Below are 25,867 nucleotides of genomic sequence, written 5' to 3'. Positions count from 1 at the left end.
CCGGCACAGGGGCCGCCCCGGCCCTGTCCACCGGTCCGGCTTCCGTGCCACCCTGCCCCTCATGGAGCCGATCATCATCGACGAGATACGGGAGGACCTCTCCCGCCGCATCGCCGTGGCGGCGGACCGGCTCGCCGAGCGGACGCTGACCGACGACCCCGCGTACGCCGCCCTCCTCGGCCGCACCGAGCTGCGCGACCGGATCCACCACAGCCTCGCGCAGTCCGTCGACGGGCTGGTGCGCAGCTCGCGCGGACTGCCGGTCGAGCTCGCCGACGCCCGGGCGACGGGGACGCTGCGCGCCGAACAGGGCCTGCCGCTCGCCTCCCTGCTGCGCACGTACCGACGCGGCGGCCGGCTGCTCTGGCACACCCTCACCGAGGCGGTCACGGCGCACGACCCGGGCGCGCTGCCGCGGCTGCTGCCGCTCGCGTCCGTCCTGTGGGACGTCCTGGACCAGATGACGGACGCGGTGGCGGAGGCGTACCGGCGTACGGAGGCGGCGCGCTGCGACCGCGACCGGGAGCGCCGCGCGGCCCTGCTGGAGACGCTGCTGGACGGCGGGGGCGCCGCCGACGGCCCGGCCGTCTCCGAGGCGGCGGCGCAGCTCGGGCTCCCCGAGCGGGGCCGGTTCGCGGTCGTCGCCGTCGGCCCCGGGGCCGCCGGCGGCGTACCGGCCGAGGCGCCGGCCGCGGCCGGGCCGCGGGTGCTGTGGCGGGTCCGCTCCGACGGCGGGACCGGTCTGGTGGACCTCGGCCGGCACCCGCTGGAGGCGGTCCGGGAGCTGCTGGCCCCGCTGGGGGTGCGGGCGGGCGTCAGCCCGGTGGTGGAGGTGCCCGGCGACCTGCCGCGGGCGCGCTGGCTGGCCGCGCTCGCCCTGCGCACCGTCCCCGCCCCGGCGGGCACCGGCGCGGCGCTGCTCGACGAGCGGCTGCCGATGGCGCTGGTGGCCGCGCAGGCCGAACTGGCGGACCGGCTGCGGCAGGTGGTGCTCGGCCCGGTGCTGGCGCTGCCCGCGGAGGACTGCCGGGTGCTGCTGGGCACGCTGGGCACCTGGCTGACCTGCCAGGGCTCGACGACGCTGGCCGCGCAGCGCCTGTACTGCCACCGCAACACCGTCTCCAACCGGCTGCGCCGCCTGGAGCAGCTGACGGGCCGCTCGCTGTCCGACCCGGCGCACGTGGTCGAACTGTCCCTGGCCCACACGGCGTACCTCCAGCACCCCGCCTCGGCCGCGCTCCGGCGCCCCCGCCCGCGCAGGGCGCCGTAGCAGCCGGCCGGGGCCTCGGACGGGGCGCGTTCACGGCTCGCTGCCGGGCTGGGCCAGCTCCGCGGCGCGGTGGGCCAGCCAGAGGTCGTGGCGGGCGCTCGGCGAGCGCAGCAGGGAGCGCTGGAGGACGGTCTCGGTGCGGGCGAGCCGTTTGCGCGTGCCCGGGACGGAGATGCCGAGCGCGGCCGCGGTCGGGGCCAGGCGGGCGTCGTGGCGCAGCCAGGCCAGGACCGTCCCGTACGCGCCGGGCGGGGCGTCGGGGCCGGTCAGCGGGGCGAGGTGGGCGCGGGCCCAGGCGGCCACGTCGGGGTGGCGCAGCACGGCGTCGAGGCCCGCGCCGAGGTCCGCGGGCGGCGTCCCGGGGCCGGCGGGCGCGGCGAGGGGGCTGTCGGGGGTGAGCCGCAGTGCCAGCGAGAGGGCGGCCTGGTCGGCGAGACGGGAGAGGTCGGCGCCGGTCAGCGACTCGATCAGGCGCAGCCGCGTCGCCAGGGTGTTGCGGTGGACCTTCAGCAGCCGCGTGGCGTGCGGTCCGAAGTCCAGCCAGGCCCGGGCCGTGGCCCGCAGCTCCTGCGCTCCGGGGTCCTGCGGGCGGCGCGGCCGGTGCGTGTGCAGCGGCGTGAGCAGGGCCGCCGCCCAGCCGGATCCGGCCGCGTGGGCGGCCAGTTCGGGTTCCGGGCCGGGGCCGAAGCGGGCGTGCCGCCCGGGGCGGGAGCGGGCGACGGCCAGGGCGTGGAACGCCTGTGTGTACGCGGCGGGGGCCTCGCGCAGCGGCAGTTCCCCGCTCGCGCCGACGGCGCACCCGGGGACGGCGGCGGCAACGGCCGCGGCGAGGGCGGCGTGCCCGTCCGGTCCGTGCCCGCCCTCGGCGGGCACCAGCACGATCAGGTGGCCCTCGTAGACCGGGCAGCGCACCACCCACGCGCTGCCGCCGGTCAGCTCCCCGCAGAGCCGGGCGACGGCGGTCCGCTCGCCGGGCCGGCAGGCGACGACGTGCATCCGCATCGGCTCGGGAAGCGAGGGGGACAGCGCCTCGGCGACCTGGTGGGCCGTGGAGAGCCGGCCGTTCATCAGCAGGTGGAGGACCGCCTCGCGGGCCCGGGACTCGGCGAGTTCGGCCCGCTGGTCGCGCCGCTCCGCGTCTTCGGCGCGCAGGACGAGGGCCAGCGGCACGGCGGCGTCCGCCAGGAGCGCCGGCGCGGCCGGGTCGTGCGGCGGGCGGATTACGGCGGCGAGCGCGCGGCCCTGCCCCAGCGCGAACAGCAGCGCGGTGGATCCGCCGCCGTCGAGGACGGCCGACCGCAGGCCGCGGTCGGCGAGTTCGGCGGCTCCCCGAAGGGCGGGTTCGGGGGTGGCGGGGTCCGCGGCGCCGTGCGGGCCGGGGCCCGCGGCGGTGGCGACCACGCCGACCCAGCCGCCCAGCCGGGCGGCGAGCCAGCGCAGGACGGCGGCCGAACCGCCGGAGTGCGCGAGGCGGTGCATCTTCAGCACGTCGTCGGAGCGGCTCTGCGGGGGTGCCGGGGTGCCGGACGGGCGCACCGGCGGGGTCGGTGCGGGCGGGTTCGGGATGGCAGGCTCCGTTCGGTGCGGGGGGCGCCGCCGCATTCAACCACCGCTGTCCCGCTGTGCGCTGTGACACCGCTCTCGCCTGCTCGCTGTGCGGTGTTGAACCGGCAGCGCGGCCGCCGCGCGGCTACGCTGGGCGCGGGCGTCGGTCCCGGGTACCACGGGGGGTTCCCGGGGCCTTCCCGCTCACCTGCGCGCCGCGGCGCTGCGGATGGCCTCCCGGATGCGCGGATGGGTGCCGCAGCGGCAGATGTCGGCGATCGCGTCGATGTCCTCGTCGGTGGGCTCGGCGGTGCGCCGCAGCAGCGCGGCGGCCGCCATGATCCGGCCGGGCCGGCAGAACCCGCACTGCGACACGTCCTGTTCGAGCCAGGCCTCCTGCACGGGGTGCAGCCGGTCGCCGTCGGCGAGCCCCCCGATGGTGGTCACCGTCCTGCCCGCGCACTGCGAGACGGGCACGACGCAGGGCCGGATGTCCCGGCCGTCGGAGTGGCTCGTACAGGCCTTGCAGACGTCGACGCCGCAGCCGTACTCGGGGCCGGTGACGCCGAGCATGTCGCGCAGCACCCACAGCAGGGGCAGGTCGTCGGGCGCGTCGGCGGTGGGGCTCTCGCTCGGCGGAAGCCCCCTGTCGATGTGCAGGCCGGCCCGCAGGGTGGTGGAGATCGCGTCGGTGAGGCCTCCGGCCATCTGGGCCTCCAGGCCGCGCGGGTTGACGGGCAGGCCGACGTCCACGGCGATGACGGCCCGGGTGACGCGGACGCGCTCGGGGTCGCGGTGTCGATCTCGACGAGGCAGGCGGTGCGTGAGCGGTACTCCTCGTGGAAGGCGATGCCCTGCGCGCAGCCCGCGGGGCGGTCAGCGCGAGCAGGGCCGCGGTGGGCGCGCCGGGCAGGATGAACAGGTCGACGAGGTCGGCCGGGGCGGGCGGGGACGGGACGGCGGCGTGCGCGGTGTGCGGGGCGAGGGCCTCCGCGGCGGCGTGCGTGGCGAGGGCGAGCGTCGGCGCGGCGACGAGGCGGGTCAGGAAGGAGCGGCGGCTGCGCCCGGCTGCCGGGTGGGCCTCGGTCATGTCGCTGTGCCCCGCTTTCCGGGGCCCGGCGCCGGTCCCGCTCCGCCGCTGCCGGACCCTACCGACGGGTAGCGCAGCGGAGGCCGGGCGGGCGCGGATGCGGAACGCCGGCAAGGGCCCCGGGGCCGCCGGTCGTACGCGCCCGGGCGGGGGTCCTTCGTTCGGGGGTCCCCCGTGGCGGCGCACTCCGGCGCCTTGTGCGAAGCGAACGCCCCTGCGGGGTGAGCCGCGTCGGCCGTGCCTTCGAGCGGGAGTGACCGTGGCGCTTTTTTCCCGCCATGGGCGGACGATGGAAGCAGGAGACCCGTCCCTGCCGAGCGTATGGAGGAGGTGTGCAGCGGTGACGAAGTTCATGGACGTCCACCACGGCATGAAGGGCATCACGGCGGAGCAGCTGTCCGCCGCCCACCGGGCCGACCTGGCGATCGAGGCCGAGGAGAAGGTGCACTTCGAGCGGGCCTGGGCCGACCCCGAGTCCGGGACCGTGTACTGCCTGTCGGAGGCGCCGTCCGCGGAGGCGGTCCAGCGGATCCACGAGCGCACGGGCCACCCCGCCAACGAGATCCATCCCGTGCCGATCACGGTGTGACGGACGGGCCCGGCGGCCGGGTCGGCCGGAGTGGTGACCGGAATCGTTCGCACACCCCGGCCGGCCGCCGGGAAGCCTCAGGCATATGCCAGAAGCAAGCCCGGGACGGATGTTGCCAATCGCCTTACAGCCCCTTCACGCCTGTGCCAGAGTCGTAGAGGCCCTTCTGTTTCAGACCTGGCCGCGCCGCGCCTGTATCGGAGTGCACATGCCGTCCCATCTGTTCGCGGACCGTCCCGCGCAGCCGCCCGAGCCGGCATCGGTGGACGCCCTGATCTCGCAGGCGAGGCGGCTGCGCGGCAGCCTCGACGCGGTGCGCCGCGACACCGCCGCCGGGGACGGCGCACAGGGCCGCTGGCAGCGGGCACTGTGCGACCTTGCCGTGCACCAGCTCGACGACCTGCACGACCAGCTGGGCCAGCTCAAGAAGGGCCTGCCCCCGCCCGCGGCCTCCGACGGCCGGGCGCAGACGCAGCCCGGCCCGGACGGCGGCGACGTCCGCGACAGCGCCGACAGCGCCGACGGCGCCGACGGCCGGCACACCCGCATCGGCAGCGCCGAGTGGAACCTCCTCACCGACGAGGCCAGCTGGTCGGAGGGGCTCTTCCGGATCTTCGGGCGCTCCCCCGCGGCCGGCCCCCTTCCCCTCGACGAGCTCGGCTCCACCCTGTTCTCCGAGGACCAGCCCCTGCTCACCGCGATGCTCACCGCCTGCCTCGTCGACGGCACGCCGCTCGACGGGGAGTTCCGCATCGTCCGGCCCGACGGCCGGGTCCGCACGCTGCACATGCGGGGGGAGCCCGTCCTCGACGGCGACGGCTGCACCGCCTCCATGTGGGCCGTCTTCCGGGACGTCAGCGAGCTGCGCCGGAGCCGGCGCGCGGTGCACGAGTCCCGCGAGTCCCTGCGGCACCGCCGGGAGATCGCCCGGACCGAGCACCGGCTCGCCGTGGAACTCCAGGAGGCCGTCCTGCCCCCGTGGCGCACCTCCCTGCGACTGCCGCACGACAGCGCCGGCGCCCTCGACGTGGCCTCCCACCACCTCCCGTCCGCGGCGGGCGCACCGATCGGCGGCGACTGGTACGACGCCCTGCACCTGCCCGACGGGCACACCCTGTTGACGGTCGGCGACCTCACCGGGCACGGCGTCACCGCCACTTCGGGCATGGCGATGATGCTCGGCGCCCTCCGCGGCATGGGCATGGCCGGCATCGAGCCGGGCCCCCTGATGGGCTGGCTCAACCGGTTGCTCGAAGCCTCCGTGCAGCCCGCGCTCGGCTCGGCCGTCTGCTGCCGGTACGACCCGGGGAGCCGCGTCCTGTCCTGGGCGCAGGCCGGCCACCCCGCCCCGCTGCTGGTCCGCGCCGGCACCGGCCGCACCCTCGCCCCGCCCGAGGGCGTACTGCTGGGCGCCACGACCGGAGCCGCGTACGGGCAGGCCGAGGAGCGGCTCGAAGCCGGCGACGTGCTCGTCCTGCACACGGACGGGCTGCTGCCGTACGACGCCGGGCTCGGCCGGGCGGACGGCACCGAGCGGCTCCTGGCTCTCGCACCGCGGCTCTCCGCGGCCTCATCCGCGCAGGACTGCCTGCGTACGGTCGTCGAGGAGTTCGGCGGGGACGGGCGCGAAGGCGGCGCCTGCGTCCTGGTCGCCCGGATCGGTACCTGACGGCCGCCGGAGCCGAGCCCTCTGCCGCGCCGGACCGGTCGGAGGCCGCGCCCCTGGCGCGGCCTTTCCGTCGTGGCGCCGCCGGAAGGTCCGGCGCGCGCACCGGCACCCCTAGACCGTCTGCTGCACCGGGCTGTTGGGCAGGGCCAGCTTGATCTCGTCCCGCAGGTCCTCGATGCGCGAGTACCCCGCGTACTGGCCGGTGAGCCGGTACATCTCCCGCAGCCGGTCCCACGTCCGGTGCGAGGAGGTCTCGTTCATGGAGACGAGGGCGAGGCGGGCGTACCGGTCCGCCTGCTCGGGGTCGTCCGCGATGAAGCAGGCCGAGGCCATGGAGATGTAGTCGAAGATCTGCGAGCGCTGGTGGCCGCCGGCCCGCAGCCGCAGCGCCTCGCGGGCGTGCCGCTGGGCGATCGGCGCGGCGGACGGCTCGTGGTCGGCGAGCGTCCGGTAGGCCAGGGCCTGCATGCCGTGCAGGTCCGCCTCGTCGAAGTGCTGCATCCAGGAGGGCGGCGGCACGTCGGCCTTGTCGGACACGAACAGGTCCTCGGCCTCGCCGAGGGTCCGCCGCATGGCCTGCCCCTTGCCCATCGCGGCCTGCGCCCACGCCTCGATGGTGTGCAGCATCGCCCGGGTGCGCGGCAGCGTCTCCTCGCCGGAACCGGACTTGGCCAGCTTCATCAGGTCCAGCGCCTCGCCGGGCCGGCCCAGGTGCACCATCTGGCGGGCCGCCCGCGACAGCGCCTCGCCCGCCCGCGGCCGGTCGCCCCCCTCGCGGGCGGCGTGCGCAGCGATCACGAAGTACTTCTGGGCGGTGGGTTCGAGGCCCACGTCGTGCGACATCCAGCCTGCCAGCACCGCCAGGTTGGCCGCCACCCCCCACAGGCGCCGCTGGAGGTGGTCGGGGTGGCGGTACGCCAGCATGCCGCCGACCTCGTTCAACTGGCCGACGACGGCCTTGCGTTGCAGGCCGCCGCCTCTGGCGGCGTCCCAGGCGCGGAAGACCTCCACGGAGCGCTCCAGCGCCTCGATCTCCTCCGCTCCGATGGGCGCGGCCTCGTACCGGTCGAAGCCGGCCGGGTCGGCCTGGAATGATTCGCCGAAGCGCTGGGCCTGGCCGCCCGCACCCGGGTCGGTGTGCAGCCAGTCGTACATGGCGTTGGTGAGGACGGAGCCGGCGGTGAGCGCCACTCCTGCACCCATCAGACCGCGACGGTTGAGCATGAGGTCCATTCCCGTGAATTCGGTGAGGACCGCGGCTGTGCGTTCGGGCGCCCAGGGCATGCCTTCGGGGTTGTCCTGCACCCCGTCCGGCTGCCGCCCGGAGGTGCGCCGCTGCCGTACGAACCCGAGGTCCTCGATGGTCACGACACGACCGAGCCGCTCGGTGAACAGGGCTGCCAGGACGGTGGGCACCGGTTCGCGGGGGGTCTCCCCCATGTCGATCCACCGCCGTACCCGCGAGGTGTCGGTGGCCAGCTGGTGGTGGCCCATCGCGGCCGCCTGCCGGTTGACCATCCTCGCCAGCTCACCCTTCGACCAGCCGGCCAGGCCGAACAGGTCGCTCAGTCGGGTGTTTGGTCCTTTGCTCACGTCAAGCCCCCAGGTTCTCGGCTGGTTTGACAGTAGCCCGCCGACAGATGCCCAGCGACTATTCGCCAGGCTTCGCCAGGGGCAGCCAGATGGTCCGCCACCCGCGCCAGGGTGTCAGGTAGGAATGCGCCTCCCCGACCCGGTCGCCGGGCGGAACTCCCCAGGGCGAAACCCGGGGCCGGCGGGGCGGCGTACAGATCTCGTCGGCGCACGAAGGGAACCGCAACGCCATGTATGCAGCAACGTCCTCCGTGTCCGCCCCGGTCCGGCCCCACCGCACGCTCCAGGCGGGCGGGGGCTCCTATCTCGATGCCGCCCGCCCCGCGGTGCCGCTTCCCGGCGCCGTCCGGGCCCGGCGGATGCCGGGGGCCGTCACGCAGCCGCTCAGCGGGAGAATCGACCTGTCGGGGCCGCAGGGGGCGCAGTTGCGCACCGCACTGGCCTCGGTGCAGCGGATCTGCCCGGAGTTTGCTCCGGTGCAGGTGCTGCGGCGCAGCGGCCGGTCGGTGCTGCTGGTGGGGACGACCGGCCGGATGACCGCCGTGGCGAAGGTTTTACTGGACCACTCGCCGGAATGGCACGAGCGGTACCGGCACGAAATCGCGGCGTACCGGACGTTCGTCCGACACCGCCCGCCGGTCCGGGTGCCGCGGCTGATCGCCGCGGACCCCGAGAACGGGACGCTGGTGGTGGAGCGGATGGCGGGCCGGGTCGCGGCACTCCAGCGGCATCCGGTGGAGGCCCCTCCGCGACCCGACCTGCGGGCGGCGCTGGGAGCGGTCTGCCGGGTCAACCAGTGGCGGCCGCCGGCGGATCTCTTCGGGGACCCGCTGAACTACGGGCAGCGGATCGCGCGGTACCACGAGTTGGGGCTGCTGACGGACCGGGACCTGGGAGACCTGCAGAAGCTGCTGTGCGGGCTGAAGCTGGCCGGTGTGCAGCGGCAGTTCAACCACGGAGACGCCCTGCTGTCGAACCTGCTGCTGTCGCCGGCGGGGCCGGTGCTGCTGGACTGGGAGCATGCGGGCTGGTATCTGCCGGGCTACGACCTGGCGACGCTGTGGACGGTGCTGGGTGACGCGCCGGCCGCGCGCAGCCAGATCAGCCGGCTCGCCCAGGCGGCCGGACCGGCGGCGCGGGACGCGTTCCTGGTCAACCTGATGCTGGTGCTGACCCGGGAGATCCGGATGTGCGAGACGGCGGTGCAGCGGTCGATGGCCGCTTCCGCCCCGAACCAGCCCCTGCCGGCGGGCGCCCTGTCCTCGGGCGAGGAGCAGCGGCTGCTGCTGCGCCGCCTGCACGACGACTGCGGCATGGCCCGCAGGGCGGTCCGCGCGGCCGTCGGGACCCGCTGAGAGGCGGCGAACGACACCGTCACGAAAATCCCGTGGCGCACACAACCGGTGTGCGCTCCACGGGATTTCGTGCGTCCGGGCCGGCATGCGGACGGATGACTTGACATCGCGGGGTCCCGGGCACAGGTTTCTGACACTGCATCAGACACCTGCCGCCTCTTCCCGCCGGAGCCTGCCATGACCGCGAGCACCGCCCCCGATCCGCGCCCCGCACCCCCTCCCTCGCGCCGCGCGCTCCTCGCCGGGGCGGGAGCGGGCGCGCTCGCCGCCGGCCTTCCGGCATCCGTGGCACGCGCCGACGCCGGACCCGGGTTCGGCGAGTACGACGTCGTCGTGGTCGGGTCCGGGGCCGCCGGGATGACGGCCGCGCTGACCGCGGCCAAGCGCGGGCTCAGCGTACTGCTGGTCGAGAAGGCGCCGGCCTTCGGCGGGTCGACGGCGCGCTCCGGGGCGGGGATCTGGCTGCCGAACAACTCGGTGATCCTGCGCGCCGGCGTACCCGACACCCCGCAGAAGGCGGCCGCGTACCTGGCGGCGGTCGTGGGTCCGTCCGTGCCGGCGGACCGCCAGGCGGCATTCCTGGCGAACGGGCCGCGGATGCTGGACTTCGTCATGGCGAACAGCCCCCTCCGCTTCCGCTACATGGACGGGTACAGCGACTACTACCCGGACCTGCCCGGCGGGCTGGCGAACGGCCGCTCCATCGAGCCCGACCAGCTCGACGGCCGCGTCCTCGGCGCCGAACTGGCCCGGCTGAACCCGCCGTACATGCCCGTCCCCGCGGGGATGGTCGTCTTCGGCCAGGACTACCGGTGGCTGACCCTGGCCGCCGTCAACGCGCGGGGGGCCGCCGTCGCCGCCGCGTGCCTGGCGCGCGGCACGCGGGCCGCGCTGCGCGGGGAGAAGCCGCTCACGATGGGCCAGGCACTGGCGGCCGGGCTGCGGGCGGGGCTGGCGCAGGCCGGGGTACCGGTGTGGCTGGAGTGCCCGTTGACGGACCTGGTGACGGAGGGCGGGGCGGTCACCGGCGTCGTCGTGGAGAAGGGCGGCGTCCGCGGCACCGTGCGGGCCCGCCGGGGCGTCGTCCTCGGCTCGGGAGGGTTCGAGCACGATGCGGCGATGCGCGCGCAGTACCAGCAGCAGCCGACCGGCACGCAGTGGTCGGTGGGCGCCCGGGAGAACACCGGGGACGGGATCCGCGCCGGGCAGCGGGCCGGGGCGGCGCTGGACCTGATGGACGACGCCTGGTGGGGGCCGACGGTGCCGCTGCCCGGGGAGCCGTACTTCTGCCTGGCGGAGCGCACCCTGCCGGGCGGGCTGCTCGTGAACGCGGCGGGGGCGCGGTTCGTCAACGAGGCGGCCCCCTACAGCGACGTGGTGCACGTGATGTACGAGAAGGACCGGGGTGCGCCGGGCTCCCACATCCCGGCCTGGCTGGTGGTGGACCAGCACTACCGCAACAAGTACCTGTTCAAGGACGTGCTGCCCGCGCTGCCCCTTCCGGACGCGTGGTACGCGGCGGGGGCGGTGCACACGGCGTGGACGTGGGACGGCCTCGCGGAGCGGATCGGCGTGCCGGCTGCGGCGCTGCGGGCGACGCTGAGCCGGTTCAACGCCCAGGCGTGGAGCGGGACCGACGCCGACTTCGGCCGCGGGCGGACGGCGTACGACCACTACTACACGGACCCCGGGGTGTACCCGAACTCCTGCCTTGCCCCGGTCCTGCTGCCGCCCTTCCACGCGTTCCGGATCGTGCCGGGCGACCTGGGGACGAAGGGCGGCATCGTGACGGACGCGCGGGCGCGGGCGCTGCGGCCGGACGGCTCGGTCATCCGGGGCCTGTGGGCCGCGGGCAATGCGAGCGCGGCGGTGATGGGCCGCAGCTACGCGGGGGCCGGGTCGACGATCGGCCCCGCGATGGCGTTCGGCTACGCCGCGGCGAACGACATCGCGGACGGGTGACCGGGCCGGGCGGTCAGCCCTGCTGGAAGAGCTCGGCGGGCAGCGGCTTGAGCAGGGTGTACAGGTCGTCGCTGATGGGCCGGTCCCAGCTGGCGATCGTCACGAGGACGTTGTCGCTGCGGTCGAACTGCACGCAGCTGATCCGGGACTCCGAGAGCTTGATCTTGCGGACGATGAGGAGGTTGTCGCCCTGCATGACGGGGCAGTCCTCGATGCCGGTGACCTCGACCTCCTCGTCGTTCTCCAGGGCGTCGAGGAGCTGTGCCACCTCGAAGGGGATCTGGCCGTCGGCGAGGTCGCGGGCCGGGGAGCCCTCGGGGAGGTTCCCGATGATCATTGCGGGGCCGCGTCCGCCGAACAGGTCGTAGCGGAGAAAGACGCCCTGGCAGCTGCCGTCGGGCGCGGGGAGCAGCCCGGCCCCGAGATTGCCCGGCCAGTCCCCCGGGTCCATGGCCAGGACGTCGAAGTCCGGGCCGGCGGGTGTGGCGGCGCGGTTGCGGCGGAGGAAGGACATGCGGCCATGGTACGTGGCCGGGGGCGCTTTCCGGATCCGGGGGCGCCGCGCCCGTTCGCCGTTCGCGGGCGCCGTGCGCCGTGCGGTGCCGGCCCTCCGGCGCGGGGACCGGCGGGGGGCTGCCGGGGCGTTCGCCGCCGCGTGCCGGGCCGCGCCGGGCCTGGAGGCGACGCGGCGTGTCGCGCGGGCCACGTCGCGTCACGCGCGCCCCGCGATGTCCCGTACCGGGCCCGCCTGTGCTCAGGAGGCCGGGAGCCCGGAGCCGACCAGCCACATGGAGAAGAACTGCGCGCCGCCCCCGTAGGCGTGGCCGAGCGCCCGGCGGGCTCCCGGGACCTGGTGCGCGCCGGCCTGGCCGCGGACCTGGAGGGCCGCCTCCGCGAAGCGGATCATGCCCGAGGCGCCGATCGGATTGGAGGAGAGGACGCCGCCGGAGGGGTTCACGGGCAGGTCCCCGTCGAGCCCGGTCGCGCCGGACTCGGTGAGCTTCCAGCCTTCGCCCGCGGCGGCGAAGCCGAGGTTCTCCAGCCACATCGGCTCGTACCAGGAGAACGGCACGTACAGCTCGGCGACGTCGATCTCGCGGCGCGGGTCGGTGATGCCGGCCTGCCGGTAGACGTCGGCCGCGCAGTCCTTCCCGGCCTGCGGCGAGACGAAGTCCTTGCCGGCGAAGAGCGTCGGCTCGCTGCGCATGGCCCCGCCGTGCACCCAGGCGGGCGGGCGGGGGGCGCGGGCGGCGCCGGCCCGGTCGGTGAGGAGCATCGCGCAGGCCCCGTCGGAGGAGGGGCAGGTCTCGGAGTAGCGGACGGGGTCCCACAGCATCGGCGAGGCCTGGACCTGCTCCAGGGTGATGCCGTGCTCGTGGAGGTGCGCGTACGGGTTCTTCAGGGCGTTGCGGCGGTCCTTGTACGCGACGAGCGAGCCGACGGCGGCGGGTGCTCCGGTGCGCCGCATGTACGCGCGCACGTGCGGGGCGAAGAACCCGCCGGCTCCGGCGAGCAGCGGCTGCTGGAAGGGGACGGGGAGCGACAGCCCCCACATGGCGTTGGACTCGGACTGCTTCTCGAAGGCGAGCGCGAGCACGGTGCGGTGCACGCGGGCCGCGACGAGGTCGGCGGCGACGAGCGCGGTCGAGCCGCCGACGGAGCCCGCGGTGTGGACGCGCAGCATCGGCTTGCCGACGGCGCCGAGGGCGTCGGCGAGGTAGAGCTCGGGCATCATGACGCCCTCGAAGAAGTCGGGGGCCTTGCCGATGACGACGGCGTCGACGTCCTGCCAGGCCAGCTCGGCGTCGGCGAGGGCGCGGGCGGCGGCCTCCCGGACGAGGCCGGCGAGGGAGACGTCCTGGCGGGCGGCCGCGTGCTTGGTCTGGCCGATGCCGATGACGGCCACGGGCTCCTTGCTCATGCTCGGTCCCCTTCCAGGACGGCGACCAGGTTCTGCTGGAGGCAGGGGCCGGAGGTGGCGTGGGCGACGGCCCGGTCGGAGGCGCCGCGGTGGATGCGGGCGGCGGCCTCTCCGATGCGGATCAGGCCGGCGGCCATCACGGGGTTCGCGGCGAGCGCCCCGCCGGAGGGGTTGACGGCGGTGGACCGGCCGAGGCGCAGCGCCTTGCGCAGGACGACCTCCTGGGAGGTGAACGGGGCGTGCAGCTCGGCGGTGTCGACGGGCGCGGTGAAGAGGCCGGCGCGCTGGGCGGCGAGGCGGGTGGACGGGGAGTCGGTGAGGTCGCGCACGCCCAGGCTGTGGGCCTCGATGCGGTGGTCGATGCCGGTGATCCAGGCGGGCCGCCCGCACAGGCGGCGTGCGGTGTCGCCGGCGGCGAGGACCACCGCGGCGGCGCCGTCGCCGACGGGCGGGCAGTCGCCGGTGCGCAGCGGCCGGACCTGATGGCCGCCGTGCGGGACGGCGCCGGCGAGCTGGGCGTGCGGGTTGGCCGCGGCGTCGGCGCGGCTGCGGGCGGCGATCGCGGCGAGCGCCTCCTCGTCGGTGTCCCCGGCGTCGATGAGGGCCCGGGCCTGGAGGGCGGCGAGGGCGACCGAGTCGGGCCACAGGGGGGCGAGGTAGTAGGGGTCGAGCTGCCGGGTGAGGACGTCGCGCAGGGAGCCGGGCGAGGACTTGCCGTACGCGTAGACGAGCGCGGTGTCGGCCTGCCCGGTGCGCAGCTTGACCCAGGCCTCGTACAGGGCCCAGGCGCCGTCCGTCTCGACGTGGGATTCGGAGATCGGGGGCCAGGCGCCGACGCCGTCGAGGGTCATGGTGAAGGAGAAGGGGCGGCCTGCGAGGTAGTCGCTCGACCCGGAGCAGGTGAAGCCGATGTCGCGGGCGCGCAGGCCGGTCCGCTCGCGGACCTCGTCGAGGACGGGCAGGAGCATTTCGAGCTCGCTGAGGTCGTCGGTGCGGCGCCGGTGGTCGCTCTGGGCGAACGCCACGACGGCGATGTCGCGCTCGTGGCGGGGCATCAGACGAGCTCCTTGTAGCTGTCGTAGGCGGCGTCGGGTTCGCCGGTGGGGCGGTAGTGGTCGGGGTGGCGGCCGTCGGCGGTCCACACGGGTTCGACGCGCAGGCCCATGCGGACCTGGTCGTAGGGGATGCCGCCGATCCGGCCGTGGAGGGGGAGGTCGGCGCCGTCGAGGGCGATGTGGGCGTAGACGTAGGGCACTTCGATGTCGAGGTTGCGGGCCTTGATGTTGACGATGCAGAAGGTGGTGACGGTGCCGGCCGGGCCGACCACGACGCGGTCGGTGGTGGCGACGCCGCAGGTGGGGCAGGCGCCGCGCGGGGGGACGTACACCTTCCGGCAGGAGGGGCAGCGCTCGCCGACGGTGCGCCGCCCGCGGAGGGCGGCGAGGTGGGCGCCCTGGGCGCGGCCGGGGGTGTGGGTGTAGTCGAGGCGTGCCTCGGTGACGATGCGGGTGACCGGGTCGGGGAAGCGGCCGTCGTGCGGGGCCGCGGCGGGCGGGTGGAGGGGCGGGGCTTCGGGTCCCTCGGGGCCCACGGGTTCGAAGCAGGCGATGTCGGTGATGGCGCCGGTGCGTTCCGCAGCCCAGCGGATGCGGACGCGCATGCCGGTGCGGACGGCGTCGGGGCCGGGGGCGTCGAGGGCGTGCAGGAGGGCGGTGTCGGCGCCGTCGAGGCGGACGAGGACCCAGGCGAAGGGCGTGGCGAGGGGCTGGCGGGGGCGGGGGCGGTCGTTCCAGGCCCAGGTGGTGACGGTGCCGGCGGGGGCGACCTCCACGAGGTCGCGGAGTTCCTCGGCCGTGGCGGGGTCGTATTCGGCGGGCGGGACGAGGACGGTGCCGCCGGAGGTCCTGGCGCCGAGGACGACGCGTTCGCGGAGCCCGGTCAGGAAGGCGCTCTGGACGGGGCCGAGGGAGCGGGTGAAGGGGAACTCGACGACGAGGGGCGCGCGGAGCGCCTCGGGCGGGGGCGCGGCTGTCATGGGTCTCTCCGGATTCTCCGGGGGCGTGCGGGCCCGGCGGGAGGGAGGAGGAGCGCGGGAGGGCGGGGGCGGAGGGGGATCACGCGCGGCGGTAGACCGGGGGGCGCTTCTCGGCGAAGGCGCGGGCGCCCTCCTTGGCGTCGGCGGTGTCGAAGACCGGCTGTCCGCGGTCGAGTTCGGCGGCGAGGCCCTCGGCCTCGGTGAGGCCGGCGGTCTCGTACACGGACGCCTTGACGGCCTCGACGGCGAGGGGGCCGCAGGCGTTGATCAGCTCGGCGGTCTCCAGGGCGGCCTCCAGCGCGGTCCCGTCCGGGACGACGCGGCCGACGAGGCCGATCCGTGCGGCCTCCTCGGCGGAGTAGGGGCGGCCGGTCAGCAGCATCTCCAGGGCGTGGGTGCGCGGGATCTGGCGGGGCAGGCGGACGGTCGAGCCGCCGATCGGGAAGAGGCCGCGCCTGACCTCGAACAGTCCGAAGACGGCTCCTTCGGCGGCCACGCGGATGTCGGTGCCCTGGAGGATCTCGGTGCCGCCTGCGACGCAGTACCCCTCGACGGCGGCGATGACCGGCTTGCGGGGCCGGTGGTGGCGGAGCATCGCCTTCCAGTGCAGGTCGGGGTCGGCTTTGAGGCGGTCGCGGTAGGCCTCGCCGCCCATGCCGCGCCCGGCAAGCGCCTTGAGGTCCATGCCGGCGCAGAAGTCGCCGCCCGCGCCGGTCAGGACGACGGAGCGGACGGCGTCGTCGGCGTCCGCTTCGAGCCAGCCGTCGTAGAGGCCGACCAGCAGGGGCAGCGAGAGCGCGTTCTTCGCCTCGGGCCTGTTCATGGTGAGTACCAGCGTGGCTCCGTGGCGCTGCACGGTCAGGTGTTCCGTCCCACCCATGGCCGTTCTCCCGTCTCCGGTGACCTGGAACAGGTTGCAGGAGGGCCCGGAGCAGTTCAAGAGTTTCCTGACACTCAGTCAGTTTTCTTGGGCGGCTCCCTTCCCAGTTGGGTTGCGCGGCGCTGTAATGGCCGCCCGGCGGCCCCGCGGGCCGCTCGTCGCGCGGGCCGATCCCGGGGTGAGGGAGGAACGGTGGAGTACAACCTTGCCGACCTGTTCGAATCGGTTGTCGACGCGGTTCCGGACCGCGAGGCCCTGCTGTACGTGGACCACCCGGGGACCGGCGCCGAACGCCGCCTGACGTACGCGGAGCTGGACGCGGCGGCGAACCGCGTCGCCCACCACCTGCTGGACAGCGGCCTGAGGCCCGGCGAGCACGTCGGCCTGCACCTGTACAACGGGGTCGAGTACCTCCAGACCGTGCTGGCCTGCCTCAAGGCGCGCCTGGTGCCGGTGAACGTCAACTACCGGTACGTCGAGGAGGAGCTGGTCCACCTCTACGGCGATGCCGACCTGGCCGCGCTCGTCTTCGACGGCGAGTTCACCGGGCGGGTCGCGGCGGCGCTGCCGCACACGCCCCGGCTCCGGCACCTGCTGCGCGTCGGCGCCGCCCCCGAGGGGGCGCCCGAGCCGGCGCTCGCGCCGGTGGCGTACGGGGACGCCGAGGCGGCGGGGTCGCCGGCGCGCGGGTTCGCGCCGCGCTCCCCCGACGACCTGTTCATCATCTACACGGGCGGCACGACGGGGCTGCCCAAGGGCGTGATGTGGCGGGCGGAGGACCTGTTCTTCGCGGGGCTGTTCGGCGGCGAGCCGTCGGGCGAGCCGGTGAAGCGGCCCGAGGAGCTGGCCGAGCGGGCGGCGGCGCGCGGCGCCGGGCTCACCTTCTTCCCGGCGCCGCCGCTGATGCACGGCACGTCCACGCTGACCTCGTTCATCGCGTTCAACTACGGGCAGCGGGTGGTCCTGCACCGCAAGTACATGCCCGAGGAGGTGCTGCGGACGATCGCGAAGGAGCGGGTGTCGAGCGTGTCGCTGGTCGGCGACGCGATGCTGCGGCCGCTCGTGGACGCACTGGAGGGGCCGCTGCGGGGGACGGACCTGTCCGGCCTGTTCAGCGTCTCCTCGTCCGGGGCGGTCATGTCGGACTCGGTGGCCGCGGCCTTCCGGAGGCTCGCCCCGCACGTACTGCTGCTGAACAACTTCGGATCGTCCGAGTCCGGTTCCAACGGGCGTGCGGCGGACGACGCCGGGCCCGGACGCGGCTTCCGGCTGGTGGTCAACGCGCGCACGCAGGTGGTGGACCCGGTGACCCGCGAGCCGGTGCCGGCCGGGGTGCCGGGACGGCTCGCGCAGCGCGGGCACGTCCCGCTCGGCTACTACAACGACCCGGCGAAGACGGCAGAGACGTTCTTCCTGAAGGACGGCGAGCGGTGGGTGCTGCTCGGCGACGTGGCGACGGTGGAAGCGGACGGCGTGGTGACGGTGCTCGGGCGGGGCTCGCAGTGCATCAACACCGGCGGCGAGAAGGTGTATCCGGAGGAGGTCGAGCAGGCGCTGAAGGCCCACCCGGCGGTGTACGACGCACTGGTCGCCGGGGTGCCCGACCCCCGGTGGGGCAGCCGGGTCGCAGCGGTGGTGCAGCTGCGCGAGGGCGCGCCGGAGCCGACGCTGGAGGAGATCCAGGCGCACTGCCGGACCAGGCTGGCGGGGTACAAGATCCCGCGGCGGCTGGTCGTCGCGCCGCAGGTGCAGCGGTCGCCGAGCGGCAAGGCGGACTACCGGTGGGCGAAGGCCGTGGCGGCCGGGGCGGAGGGCGGGGGCGAGGGCGGGGGGTGACGGCCTTCCGCTGCGCCGCCGCAGGGGGCTGAGGCCCGCCCGTGGGGTGCGATCACTCGTTCGAGTCATTGCCTTCGACCGCCGGAGTCGGGCAATCTACCGAATGATCGGTCGGTTCCACGGCTCACGACGGGGTGAGGGCAGATGACGATGCACGAGGACCTGCGGGACGCGGGCGAGCGGCTCGGCGCGGCGGAGCTGGCCGCGCTCCAGCTGGACCGGCTGCGCGCCACGCTGCGCCGGGCGTACGAGCGGGTGCCGTTCTACCGGCAGGCCTTCGACAAGGCGGGCGTGCACCCGGATGACTGCCGCTCCCTGGCGGACCTGGCGCGCTTTCCGTTCACGGCCAAGGCGGACCTGCGCGACCAGTACCCGTTCGGGATGTTCGCGGTGCCGCGCACCGAGGTGCGCCGCATCCACGCCTCCAGCGGCACGACGGGCCGCCCGACGGTGGTCGGGTACACCGAGCGTGACCTCTCCACCTGGGCGGATGTCGTGGCCCGTTCGATACGCGCGGCCGGCGGCCGCCCGGGACAGGTCGTGCACGTGGCGTACGGGTACGGCCTGTTCACCGGCGGGCTCGGTGCGCACTACGGCGCGGAGCGGCTGGGCTGCACCGTCGTGCCGGCGTCCGGCGGGATGACGGACCGCCAGGTGCGCCTGATCCAGGACTTCCGGCCGGAGGTCATCATGGTGACCCCCTCCTACATGCTGACGCTGCTCGACGAGATGGAGCGGCAGGGCATCGACCCGCGGTCGACTTCGCTGCGGACGGGCATCTTCGGGGCGGAGCCGTGGACGGAGGCGATGCGGCGGGAGATCGAGGACCGGCTGGGCATCGATGCCGTGGACATCTACGGCCTGTCCGAGGTGATCGGCCCGGGCGTGGCGCAGGAGTTCGCGGAATCCAAGGACGGCCTGCACGTGTGGGAGGACCACTTCTACCCGGAGGTGGTGGACCCGCTGACGGGTGAGCCGCTGCCGGAGGGGGAGCCGGGCGAGCTGGTGTTCACGTCGCTGACGAAGGAGGCCATGCCGGTCATCCGCTACCGCACGCGCGACCTGACCCGGCTGCTGCCGGGCACGGCACGGCCTGCCTTCCGGCGTATGGAACGGGTGACCGGCCGCAGCGACGACATGCTCATCCTGCGCGGGGTGAACCTGTACCCGACACAGATCGAGGAGATCCTGCTGCGGATACCGGGCCTGGCCCCGCACTTCCAGCTGCGGCTGACGCGGGAAGGCCGGCTGGACGTCCTGACGGTGCGGGTGGAGGCGCGGCGGGAGGCGGATGCCCGCCTCCGGGAGGAATCGGCGGCCGCCGTCGTCCGGGCGGTCAAGGAGGGCATCGGGGTGACAGTGGAGGTGGAGGTCGTCGACCCGGAGACGCTGGAGCGGTCGGTGGGGAAGATCAGACGGGTGTCGGACCTGCGCGGCGACCGGTGACGGCCCGGTCCGGCGGGGCCCGGGCAGGAGCACCCGTTCGGCCCTACTTCGGCCGGGCGTCCGGGAGCCCCCGGGCCCGTCCGGGTAGTCCATGAGGCGTGACCCACGCGCTCCGACGGCTCCACGACCGGCTCATGGCCTCCCACGTCGGGCTGGCCTGGAGCCGGGGCCGGGAGATGGAGCTGATGCACCGGGCCATGGGCTTCGCCGCCCTGGGGTTCCTGACCCTGGTGCCGCTGCTGGTCGTCGTGGCGGCGGCAGCCCCGGGCTCCGGCTCCGGATTCGGGCGCTGGCTCGGGCAGGCCCTCGGGGTGAGCGTGTCCTCGCGGACCCGTGTGGAGATGCTGTTCGGTGCGGCCGACCTGGCGCTGGAGCGGACGACCGCGTTCGGTCTCGCGGCCCTCGCGGTGTTCGGGCTCACCTTCGGCTGGGCCGTGCAGCGGGGCTACGAGAAGGTGTGGGACCTGCCGACGGCCCGCTGGCACACCATGTGGCGGCACGTCGTGTGGCTGGCCCTGCTGGTCTGCTACCTCGCCCTGCTCGTCGGAATGCCCACCGCACAGGGCGCCGCCGCCGCCCTCACCGCGGCGGGTGACCTGGCCGGAACCTGCCTGTTCTTCTGGGGTTCCCAGCGGCTGCTGCTGGGCGGTCGGGTCCGCTGGCGGGCCCTGCTGCCCGGAGCGGTGGCAACCAGCCTCGGGCTGCTCGGGCTGCGGATCTTCTCCCAGCTGGTGTTCTCCCCGCTGATCGCCTCCAACGCCGTCACCTACGGGCCGTTCGGCACTCTGCTGGTCGTCCAGTCATGGCTCGTCGGCGTCGGGTTCGTCGTCTTCGGGGGCGGCCTGGTGGGCCGGCTGGCCCACGAGCACCTGACCCGCCGCCGCCTCGGCCACACGGACTGGCCGATCGACTGACCGCCGACCGCACGCCCCTCGCCGCGGCCGCGCCCCCGGCGGAGGCGGGCGCGGGAGGAGGTCAGCGGTTGCCGGAGGGCGCGTACCGGTCGCGGAGTTCGCGCTTGAGGACCTTGCCGCCGGCGTTGCGGGGCAGGGCCTGCGCGAACAGGATCCGCCGGGGCGCCTTGAAGTGGGCCAGCCGCTCGCGCGCCCACGCCAGCAGCTCCGCCTCCGTCACGTCTCCGCGCGGCACGACGACGGCGGTGACCGCCTCGATCCACCGCGGGTCCGGCAGCCCCACGACCGCCGCCTCCGCCACAGCGGGGTGGGCGTAGAGGACGTCCTCGACCTGCCGGGAGGCGACGAGCACACCTCCCGAGTTGATGACGTCCTTGACCCGGTCGACGACGGTGAAGTACCCCTCCGCGTCACGGACGGCCAGGTCACCGGAGCGGAACCAGCCGTCCCGGAAGGCCTGCCGGGTGGCCTCGGGGTCGTTCCAGTACCCCCGGCAGAGCTGCGGGGAGCGGTAGACGACCTCGCCGGCCGTGCCGTCGGGGACGTCGGCGCCGTGCTCGTCGACGACCTTGGCCCGGACGTGCTTGACCGGCCTGCCGCAGGATGCCATGCGCCCGTCGTGCTCGTCCGGTGCGAGGACCGTGGCCAGCGGCCCGATCTCGCTCTGCCCGAAGCAGTTGTAGAAGCCGAGGCCGGGCAGGCGGGCCCGCAGCCGCTCCAGGACGGGCACCGGCATGATCGAGGCGCCGTAATAGGCCTTGCGCAGGGCGCTCAGGTCGCGCCGCTCGAACTCCGGGTGGTTCGCGAAGCCGATCCACACCGTCGGCGGCGCGAAGAAACTGTCCGCGCGCCCGGCCTCGACCAGTGCGAAGACCTCCTCGGGCTCGGGGGCGTCCAGGATCGTGTTGCGGGCGCCCACCGCCAGGGAGGGCAGCAGGAAGACGTGCATCTGCGCCGAGTGGTACAGCGGCAGCGAGTGCACCGGCAGGTCCGCCGGGTCCAGGTCCAGCGCCTCGATCGCGCTCTCGTACGCGTGGGCGAGCGCCCGGTGCGTCATCACCGCGCCCTTGGGCAGGGCGGTGGTGCCGGAGGTGTACAGCAGTTGCACGACGGCGTCCGGGGCGGCTGCCGCCTCGAAGGGCTGCGGGTGGGACAGCGCGTCGAGGAAGGAGCCGGGGGCGTCCCTCAGCGGTCGTACGGCGCATCCGCCGGGGATCCGGCCGGCCAGGTCCGGGTCGGCGATGACGAGGGAGGCGGTGCAGTTGTCGAGGATGTGCGCCAGGTCCGCGCCGGTGAGGTTGTGGTTGACCGGGACGTGCACGAGGCCGGCCCGGGCGCAGGAGAGGAAGGCGATCAGGTAGGCGTCGCAGTTGTGGGCGAAGGCCGCGACCCGGTCGCCGGGCGCGAGCCCGTAGTGGCCGCGCAGGACGGCGGCGCCGGTGGTGGCGGCCGCGTCGAGCCCGGCGTAGGTCCAGGTCCGGTCGCGGTAGCGGACCGCCTCGCGGTCGGGGAATCGGCGGGCGGCAGCGCGTACCAGCCCGTCGACCGTGTGGTCGCGCACCGGCGGCGTCGCGCTGTGCGGGTCCGCGCCGTGTTCCTCCTGTGCAGCGGTCATGGCAGCGATCGTGACACATCGTCAGCGGTCGTGCACGGGTGCGGTGCGCGGTCAGGGGCTGACGGCGAGGAAGAGGTAGGCGGCGAGGAGGACCAGGTGGACGCCGCCCTGGAGGAGTGTCGCCCGGCCGGGCACGATGGTGAGGGCGCCGACGACGACCGTCAGGGCGAGCAGGACCATGTGGACCGCGCCGAGGCCAAGGAGCAGCGGCCCCGACAGCCACAGCGAGGCCAGCGCGATCGCCGGGATGGTCAGGCCGATGCTGGCGAGGGCGGAACCGTACGCGAGGTTGAGGCTGGTCTGGACGCGGTCGCGGCGGGCCGCCCGCACGGCGGCGAGCGTCTCGGGAAGCAGGACCAGCAGGGCGATGACGACGCCGACGACGGCCTGCGGCATCCCGGCCTTGGCGACGCCGGCCTCGATGGCGGGCGAGACGGCCTTGGCGTCGCCGACGACCGCCACCAGCGCGACGACGAGCAGGGCGAGGCTGAACAGGGCGGCGGGTGCGGTGGGCGGTGCGGCATGGCCCCCGTCGCCCCCGGTGCCGCCGCCGTCGTGCTCGGCGGTGACGGGGAGGAAGTAGTCGCGGTGGCGGACGGTCTGGACGGCGATGAACAGCCCGTACAGGGCGAGGGAGGCGACGGCGGCGAAGGTGAGCTGCGCGGCCGAGAACTCCGGGCCGGGCTTGCTGGTGGTGAAGGTGGGCAGGACGAGGCTGAGGGTGGCGAGGGTCGCGACCGTGGCGAGGGCGGCGCCCGATCCCTCCGCGTTGAAGACGGCGACGCGGTTGCGGAGCGCGCCGACGAGCAGGGACAGGCCGACGATGCCGTTGCAGGTGATCATGACGGCTGCGAAGACGGTGTCCCGGGCGAGGGAGGCGGACTTCTCGCCGCCGTCGGCCATCAGGGTGACGACGAGGGCCACTTCGATGACCGTGACGGCGACGGCGAGGACGAGGGACCCGAACGGTTCGCCCACCCGGTGGGCGACGACCTCCGCGTGGTGCACGGCCGCGAGCACCGCCCCCGCCAGGCACAGCGCGACGAGGACGACCGCGACGCCGGGCAGGTCCCGCCCCCAGCTGAACGCCAGGGCGATGATCGCGGCGACGGGCACCAGAACGGTCCAGTCGAGGACGGGAAACTTGCGGGCTGCCGAACTCATGCCACAAAACTGCCATGTCCGGATGTCCTGCAACGAAAGGCGCGAACATGTCGAAGGAAGGGAAACATCCTGATTCCCGGGACCGCGAGGCGCGGCCTGCGAGCGCCCGCCTCGGTCGGACCGCACACGCCGAGGCGTGCGCCCTCCCGGCGTTCGGCGGGCTGGTCACAGCGGGCGGTCGCGGTCCTGCCAGTACGGGGCGCGGAGGCGGCGTTTGTACAGTTTGCCGTTGGGGTCGCGGGGCATCTCCGCGGTGAAGTCGACGGTCCTGGGGCGTTTGAAGGCCGCCAGCCGGCCGGCGCAGTGGGCGAGGATGTCGGCGGCGAGCGCCTCCCCCGGCTCGTGTCCGTCGGCGGGCTCGACGACCGCCTTGACCTCTTCGCCCCAGTCGGCGTGCGGGATGCCGAAGGCGGCGGCGTCGGCGACGGCCGGGTGGGACAGCAGGACGGACTCGATCTCCGCGGGGTAGATGTTGACCCCGCCCGAGATGATCATGTCGATCTTGCGGTCGCGGAGGAACAGGAAGCCGTCCTCGTCGAGGACGCCGAGGTCCCCGACGGTGAAGAAGTCGCCGATGCGGCTCCCCCGGGTCTTCGCCTCGTCCCCGTGGTAGCTGAACCCGCCGGTGCTCATCTTCATGTAGACGGTGCCGACCCGCCCCGGCGGCAGCCGGTTGCCGTCGTCGTCGAAGACGGCGAGCTCGCTGATGGGCCAGGCCCTGCCGACCGTGCCCGGCTTCTTCAGCCAGTCCTCGGCCGTGGCGAACGCGCCGCCGCCCTCGCTGGCCGCGTAGTACTCCTCCACGCAGGGGCCCCACCAGTCGATCATGGCCCGTTTGACGTGGTCGGGGCAGGGCGCGGCGCCGTGGACGGCATGCCGCATGGAGCTCACGTCGTACGCCGAGCGGACCTCCTCCGGAAGGGCGAGGAGGCGGTGGAACTGGGTGGGGACCATGTGGGTGTGGGTGCAGCGGCGGGCCTGGATCAGGCGGAGCATCTCCTGCGGCGTCCACTTGTCCATCAGCACCAGCGGGTGCCCGAGGTGCAGGGAGGCGCCGGCGAACTGGAGGACGGCCGTGTGGTAGAGCGGCGAGCAGACGAGGTGGACGTTGCCGTCGAAGGGGCGGATCCCGAAGATGCCGAGGAAGCCTCCGAGGTACGTCTCCTCCGGGGCCCGGCCGGGCAGGGGGCGGCGGATGCCGCGGGGGCGGCCGGTGGTGCCGGAGGTGTAGTTCATGACCCAGCCGAGGGTGCGGTCGGCGGGGGGTGCCGAGGGGTGGCCGTCGAGGAGTTCGGCGTACGGGCGGAAGCCGGGCACCGCCCCGACGGCGTAGCGGTGGCTCGCGGGGAGGCCGGCCTCGTCGGCGGCGGCCGCGGCGGCGGCCGCGAAGCGCTCGTGGGCGAGGAGGACCTTGGCGCCGGAGTCGGCGGTGATCCAGGCGATCTCGGGCCCGACGAGGTGGTGGTTGACGGGGACGAGGTAGAAGCCGGCCTGGGAGGCGGCGAGGTAGGCGGTGAGGAACTCGGGGCCGTTCGGCAGGACGGCGGCGAAGGCGTCGCCGCGGGCGAGGCCGGCGGCGCGCAGGCCGTGGACGAGCCGGTTGGCGTCCGCGTGGAGCCGGCCGGCGGTCCACTCCTCGCCGCCGGGGGCGACCAGGACGGTCCGCGCGGGGTCGGCCGCGGCCTGCGCCCAGAAGCCGTTCGGGAGCGGGGGCCGGGCCTCGGGCTGGGCCTGGGACTGGGCCTGGGGCTGGGGCTGGAGTCGGGGCCGGGGCCCGGACCGGGGCCGGGTCCGCGGCCGCTCGCCGCCGGTGTCGCTCGGGCTGCTCACGCTGCACACACCTCTTTCGACGGTTGTCAGGCTCGGCCGGCGATCCGGTTGATGCGGTCGACGGCCTTCTCGAAGCCGCGGGTGAGGTCGTCGACGACGGCCTGGACGCTGCGCTCGCTGGTCATCCGGCCGACGATCTGCCCGACGGGGGTGCCGAGCAGCGGCTGGACCTCGTACTTCTGGATGCGGGAGAGGGCCTCGGCGACGAGCAGGCCCTGCAGGGGCATGGGCAGGGCGCCGGGACCGTCCGGGTCGTCCCAGGCGTCGGTCCAGGCGGTGCGCAGCTGGCGGGCCGGCTTGCCGGTGAGGGCGCGGGAGCGGACGGTGTCGCCGGAGCCGGCGGCGAGGAGCCTGCGGGTGAGGGCGCGGGAGTGCAGGTCGGCTTCGGTGGTGGTCAGCCAGAGGGAGCCGAGCCAGACGCCCTGGGCGCCGAGGGCGAGGCCGGCGGCGATCTGCTCGCCGCTGCCGATGCCGCCGGCGGCGAGGACGGGCAGCGGGGCCACGGCTTCGGCGATCTCGGGGACGAGGACCATGGTGGCGATCTCGCCGGTGTGGCCGCCGGCCTCGTACCCCTGGGCGACGACGATGTCGATGCCGGCGTCGGCATGCCGGCGGGCGTGCTTGGCGCTGCCGGCGAGCGCTGCGGTGAGGACGCCGCGGGCGCGGGCGCGGGCGATGACGTCGGCCGGCGGGGAACCGAGGGCGTTCGCCAGGAGTTTGACGGGGTAGTCGAAGGCGACGTCGAGCTGGCTGCGGGCGACCTGCTCCATCCAGCCGGTGATCCGCCAGCCGGAGGCCTCGCCCTCGGGCAGTTCGGGGACGTGGTGCCTGGCGAGGGTGTCGCGGACGAAGGCGCGGTGCCGGGCCGGGATCATCGCCTCGATCTCGGCCTCGCCGATGCCGTCGACGGCCTTGGCGGCGGGCATGACGACGTCGAGGCCGTAGGGCCGGCCGCCCGTGTGGGCGTCCAGCCAGTCGAGGTCGCGCCGCAGGTCGTCGGGGGAGGTGTAGCGCACCGCGCCGAGCACGCCGAATCCGCCGGCGCGGGTGAGGGCCGCCGCGACGGCGGGGAAGGGCGTGAAGCCGAAGAGGGCGTACGAGACTCCCAGCTGTTTGCTCAGCTCCGTCTGCATGGTCGGCAGCATGCCGCAGC

General features: G+C 74.9%; 20 protein-coding genes. 8 read left to right on the top strand and 12 right to left on the bottom strand.

Going from position 1 to position 25,867, the window contains the following annotated elements; genetic code table 11:
• Positions 1–61: 61 nt before the first annotated feature.
• Positions 62–1,270: a PucR family transcriptional regulator gene (locus MUK52_RS28035; RefSeq protein ID WP_284581104.1), complete on the top strand. Its 1,209-nt coding sequence runs from the start codon at positions 62–64 to the stop codon at positions 1,268–1,270.
• Between the two features lie 30 nt (positions 1,271–1,300).
• On the opposite strand, the gene MUK52_RS28030 is transcribed toward MUK52_RS28035, so the two are convergent.
• Together MUK52_RS28030 and MUK52_RS28025 are read right to left on the bottom strand one after the other, a co-directional pair.
• Entirely contained in the window at positions 1,301–2,806 is a 1,506-nt protein-coding gene (locus MUK52_RS28030) for a helix-turn-helix domain-containing protein (RefSeq protein WP_350206153.1), read from the bottom strand.
• A gap of 213 nt (positions 2,807–3,019) precedes the next feature.
• Entirely contained in the window at positions 3,020–3,568 is a 549-nt protein-coding gene (locus MUK52_RS28025) for a (2Fe-2S)-binding protein (RefSeq protein ID WP_246042613.1), read from the bottom strand.
• Between the two features lie 677 nt (positions 3,569–4,245).
• Between MUK52_RS28025 and MUK52_RS28020 the strand changes: the two genes are divergently transcribed.
• Together MUK52_RS28020 and MUK52_RS28015 are read left to right on the top strand one after the other, a co-directional pair.
• Positions 4,246–4,494, top strand: a complete 249-nt coding sequence (locus tag MUK52_RS28020; protein WP_114056356.1) for an SCO4226 family nickel-binding protein — start codon at positions 4,246–4,248, stop codon at positions 4,492–4,494.
• A 208-nt stretch (positions 4,495–4,702) separates the two neighbouring features.
• Positions 4,703–6,163, top strand: a complete 1,461-nt coding sequence (locus MUK52_RS28015) for a PP2C family protein-serine/threonine phosphatase (protein ID WP_284581101.1) — start codon at positions 4,703–4,705, stop codon at positions 6,161–6,163.
• 111 nt (positions 6,164–6,274) lie between these two features.
• Here MUK52_RS28015 and MUK52_RS28010 read toward each other — a convergent pair whose 3' ends face one another.
• Positions 6,275–7,756: a DNA-binding protein NsdB gene (locus MUK52_RS28010; protein ID WP_114056358.1), complete on the bottom strand. Its 1,482-nt coding sequence runs from the start codon at positions 7,754–7,756 to the stop codon at positions 6,275–6,277.
• A gap of 230 nt (positions 7,757–7,986) precedes the next feature.
• Here MUK52_RS28010 and MUK52_RS28005 point away from each other — a divergent pair, with 230 nt between their 5' ends.
• Both MUK52_RS28005 and kstD read left to right on the top strand, forming a co-directional pair.
• Positions 7,987–9,111, top strand: a complete 1,125-nt coding sequence (locus MUK52_RS28005; RefSeq protein ID WP_114056359.1) for an aminoglycoside phosphotransferase family protein — start codon at positions 7,987–7,989, stop codon at positions 9,109–9,111.
• A gap of 177 nt (positions 9,112–9,288) precedes the next feature.
• Positions 9,289–11,073, top strand: a complete 1,785-nt coding sequence (gene kstD / locus MUK52_RS28000) for a 3-oxosteroid 1-dehydrogenase (RefSeq protein ID WP_472913015.1) — start codon at positions 9,289–9,291, stop codon at positions 11,071–11,073.
• Between the two features lie 13 nt (positions 11,074–11,086).
• On the opposite strand, the gene MUK52_RS27995 is transcribed toward kstD, so the two are convergent.
• The 5 genes from MUK52_RS27995 to MUK52_RS27975 all read right to left on the bottom strand — a co-directional run bounded on the left by MUK52_RS27995 (position 11,087) and on the right by MUK52_RS27975 (position 15,909).
• Positions 11,087–11,587, bottom strand: coding sequence for a hypothetical protein (locus MUK52_RS27995; RefSeq protein WP_114056361.1), 501 nt, complete (start codon positions 11,585–11,587; stop codon positions 11,087–11,089).
• Positions 11,588–11,827: 240 nt separating this feature from the next.
• A complete protein-coding gene (locus MUK52_RS27990; protein WP_114056362.1) occupies positions 11,828–12,994 on the bottom strand; it encodes a thiolase family protein in 1,167 nt (388 codons plus the stop codon).
• Positions 12,991–14,049 (bottom strand): thiolase family protein, encoded by a 1,059-nt coding sequence (locus MUK52_RS27985; RefSeq protein WP_114056363.1) that lies wholly within the window; start codon positions 14,047–14,049, stop codon positions 12,991–12,993. Before MUK52_RS27985 ends, MUK52_RS27990 begins: the two co-directional genes overlap by 4 nt.
• Complete coding sequence (locus tag MUK52_RS27980; protein ID WP_114056364.1) at positions 14,049–15,029, bottom strand: Zn-ribbon domain-containing OB-fold protein; 981 nt, start codon at positions 15,027–15,029, stop codon at positions 14,049–14,051. The genes MUK52_RS27985 and MUK52_RS27980 overlap by 1 nt, the downstream gene beginning before the upstream one ends.
• Positions 15,030–15,108: 79 nt before the next feature.
• A complete protein-coding gene (locus MUK52_RS27975; RefSeq protein WP_114056365.1) occupies positions 15,109–15,909 on the bottom strand; it encodes a crotonase/enoyl-CoA hydratase family protein in 801 nt (266 codons plus the stop codon).
• Positions 15,910–16,101: 192 nt separating this feature from the next.
• Here MUK52_RS27975 and MUK52_RS27970 point away from each other — a divergent pair, with 192 nt between their 5' ends.
• From MUK52_RS27970 to MUK52_RS27960, 3 genes are all read left to right on the top strand, one after another.
• Positions 16,102–17,745, top strand: coding sequence for an acyl-CoA synthetase (locus MUK52_RS27970; protein WP_284581089.1), 1,644 nt, complete (start codon positions 16,102–16,104; stop codon positions 17,743–17,745).
• 144 nt (positions 17,746–17,889) lie between these two features.
• Complete coding sequence (gene paaK / locus MUK52_RS27965) at positions 17,890–19,191, top strand: phenylacetate--CoA ligase PaaK (RefSeq protein WP_284581087.1); 1,302 nt, start codon at positions 17,890–17,892, stop codon at positions 19,189–19,191.
• Between the two features lie 134 nt (positions 19,192–19,325).
• On the top strand, positions 19,326–20,105 hold the full coding sequence (locus MUK52_RS27960; RefSeq protein WP_114058767.1) for a YhjD/YihY/BrkB family envelope integrity protein: 780 nt from the start codon (positions 19,326–19,328) through the stop codon (positions 20,103–20,105).
• A gap of 61 nt (positions 20,106–20,166) precedes the next feature.
• Here MUK52_RS27960 and MUK52_RS27955 read toward each other — a convergent pair whose 3' ends face one another.
• The 4 genes from MUK52_RS27955 to MUK52_RS27940 all read right to left on the bottom strand — a co-directional run bounded on the left by MUK52_RS27955 (position 20,167) and on the right by MUK52_RS27940 (position 25,847).
• Positions 20,167–21,720 (bottom strand): fatty acyl-CoA synthetase, encoded by a 1,554-nt coding sequence (locus tag MUK52_RS27955; RefSeq protein WP_114056368.1) that lies wholly within the window; start codon positions 21,718–21,720, stop codon positions 20,167–20,169.
• 51 nt (positions 21,721–21,771) lie between these two features.
• Positions 21,772–22,884 (bottom strand): calcium:cation antiporter, encoded by a 1,113-nt coding sequence (locus MUK52_RS27950; protein WP_114056369.1) that lies wholly within the window; start codon positions 22,882–22,884, stop codon positions 21,772–21,774.
• A 165-nt stretch (positions 22,885–23,049) separates the two neighbouring features.
• Entirely contained in the window at positions 23,050–24,714 is a 1,665-nt protein-coding gene (locus MUK52_RS27945; RefSeq protein ID WP_174250423.1) for an acyl-CoA synthetase, read from the bottom strand.
• Positions 24,715–24,740: 26 nt separating this feature from the next.
• Positions 24,741–25,847: a nitronate monooxygenase gene (locus MUK52_RS27940; protein WP_114058768.1), complete on the bottom strand. Its 1,107-nt coding sequence runs from the start codon at positions 25,845–25,847 to the stop codon at positions 24,741–24,743.
• Positions 25,848–25,867: the final 20 nt, after the last annotated feature.

Origin of the sequence: Streptomyces sp. 2P-4 (genome assembly GCF_030167965.1) — a bacterium.
GTDB lineage: Bacteria > Actinomycetota > Actinomycetes > Streptomycetales > Streptomycetaceae > Streptomyces > Streptomyces globosus_A.
Note: the sequence above shows the minus strand (reverse complement) of the source record. Positions and strands in the feature narration are given on the sequence as shown.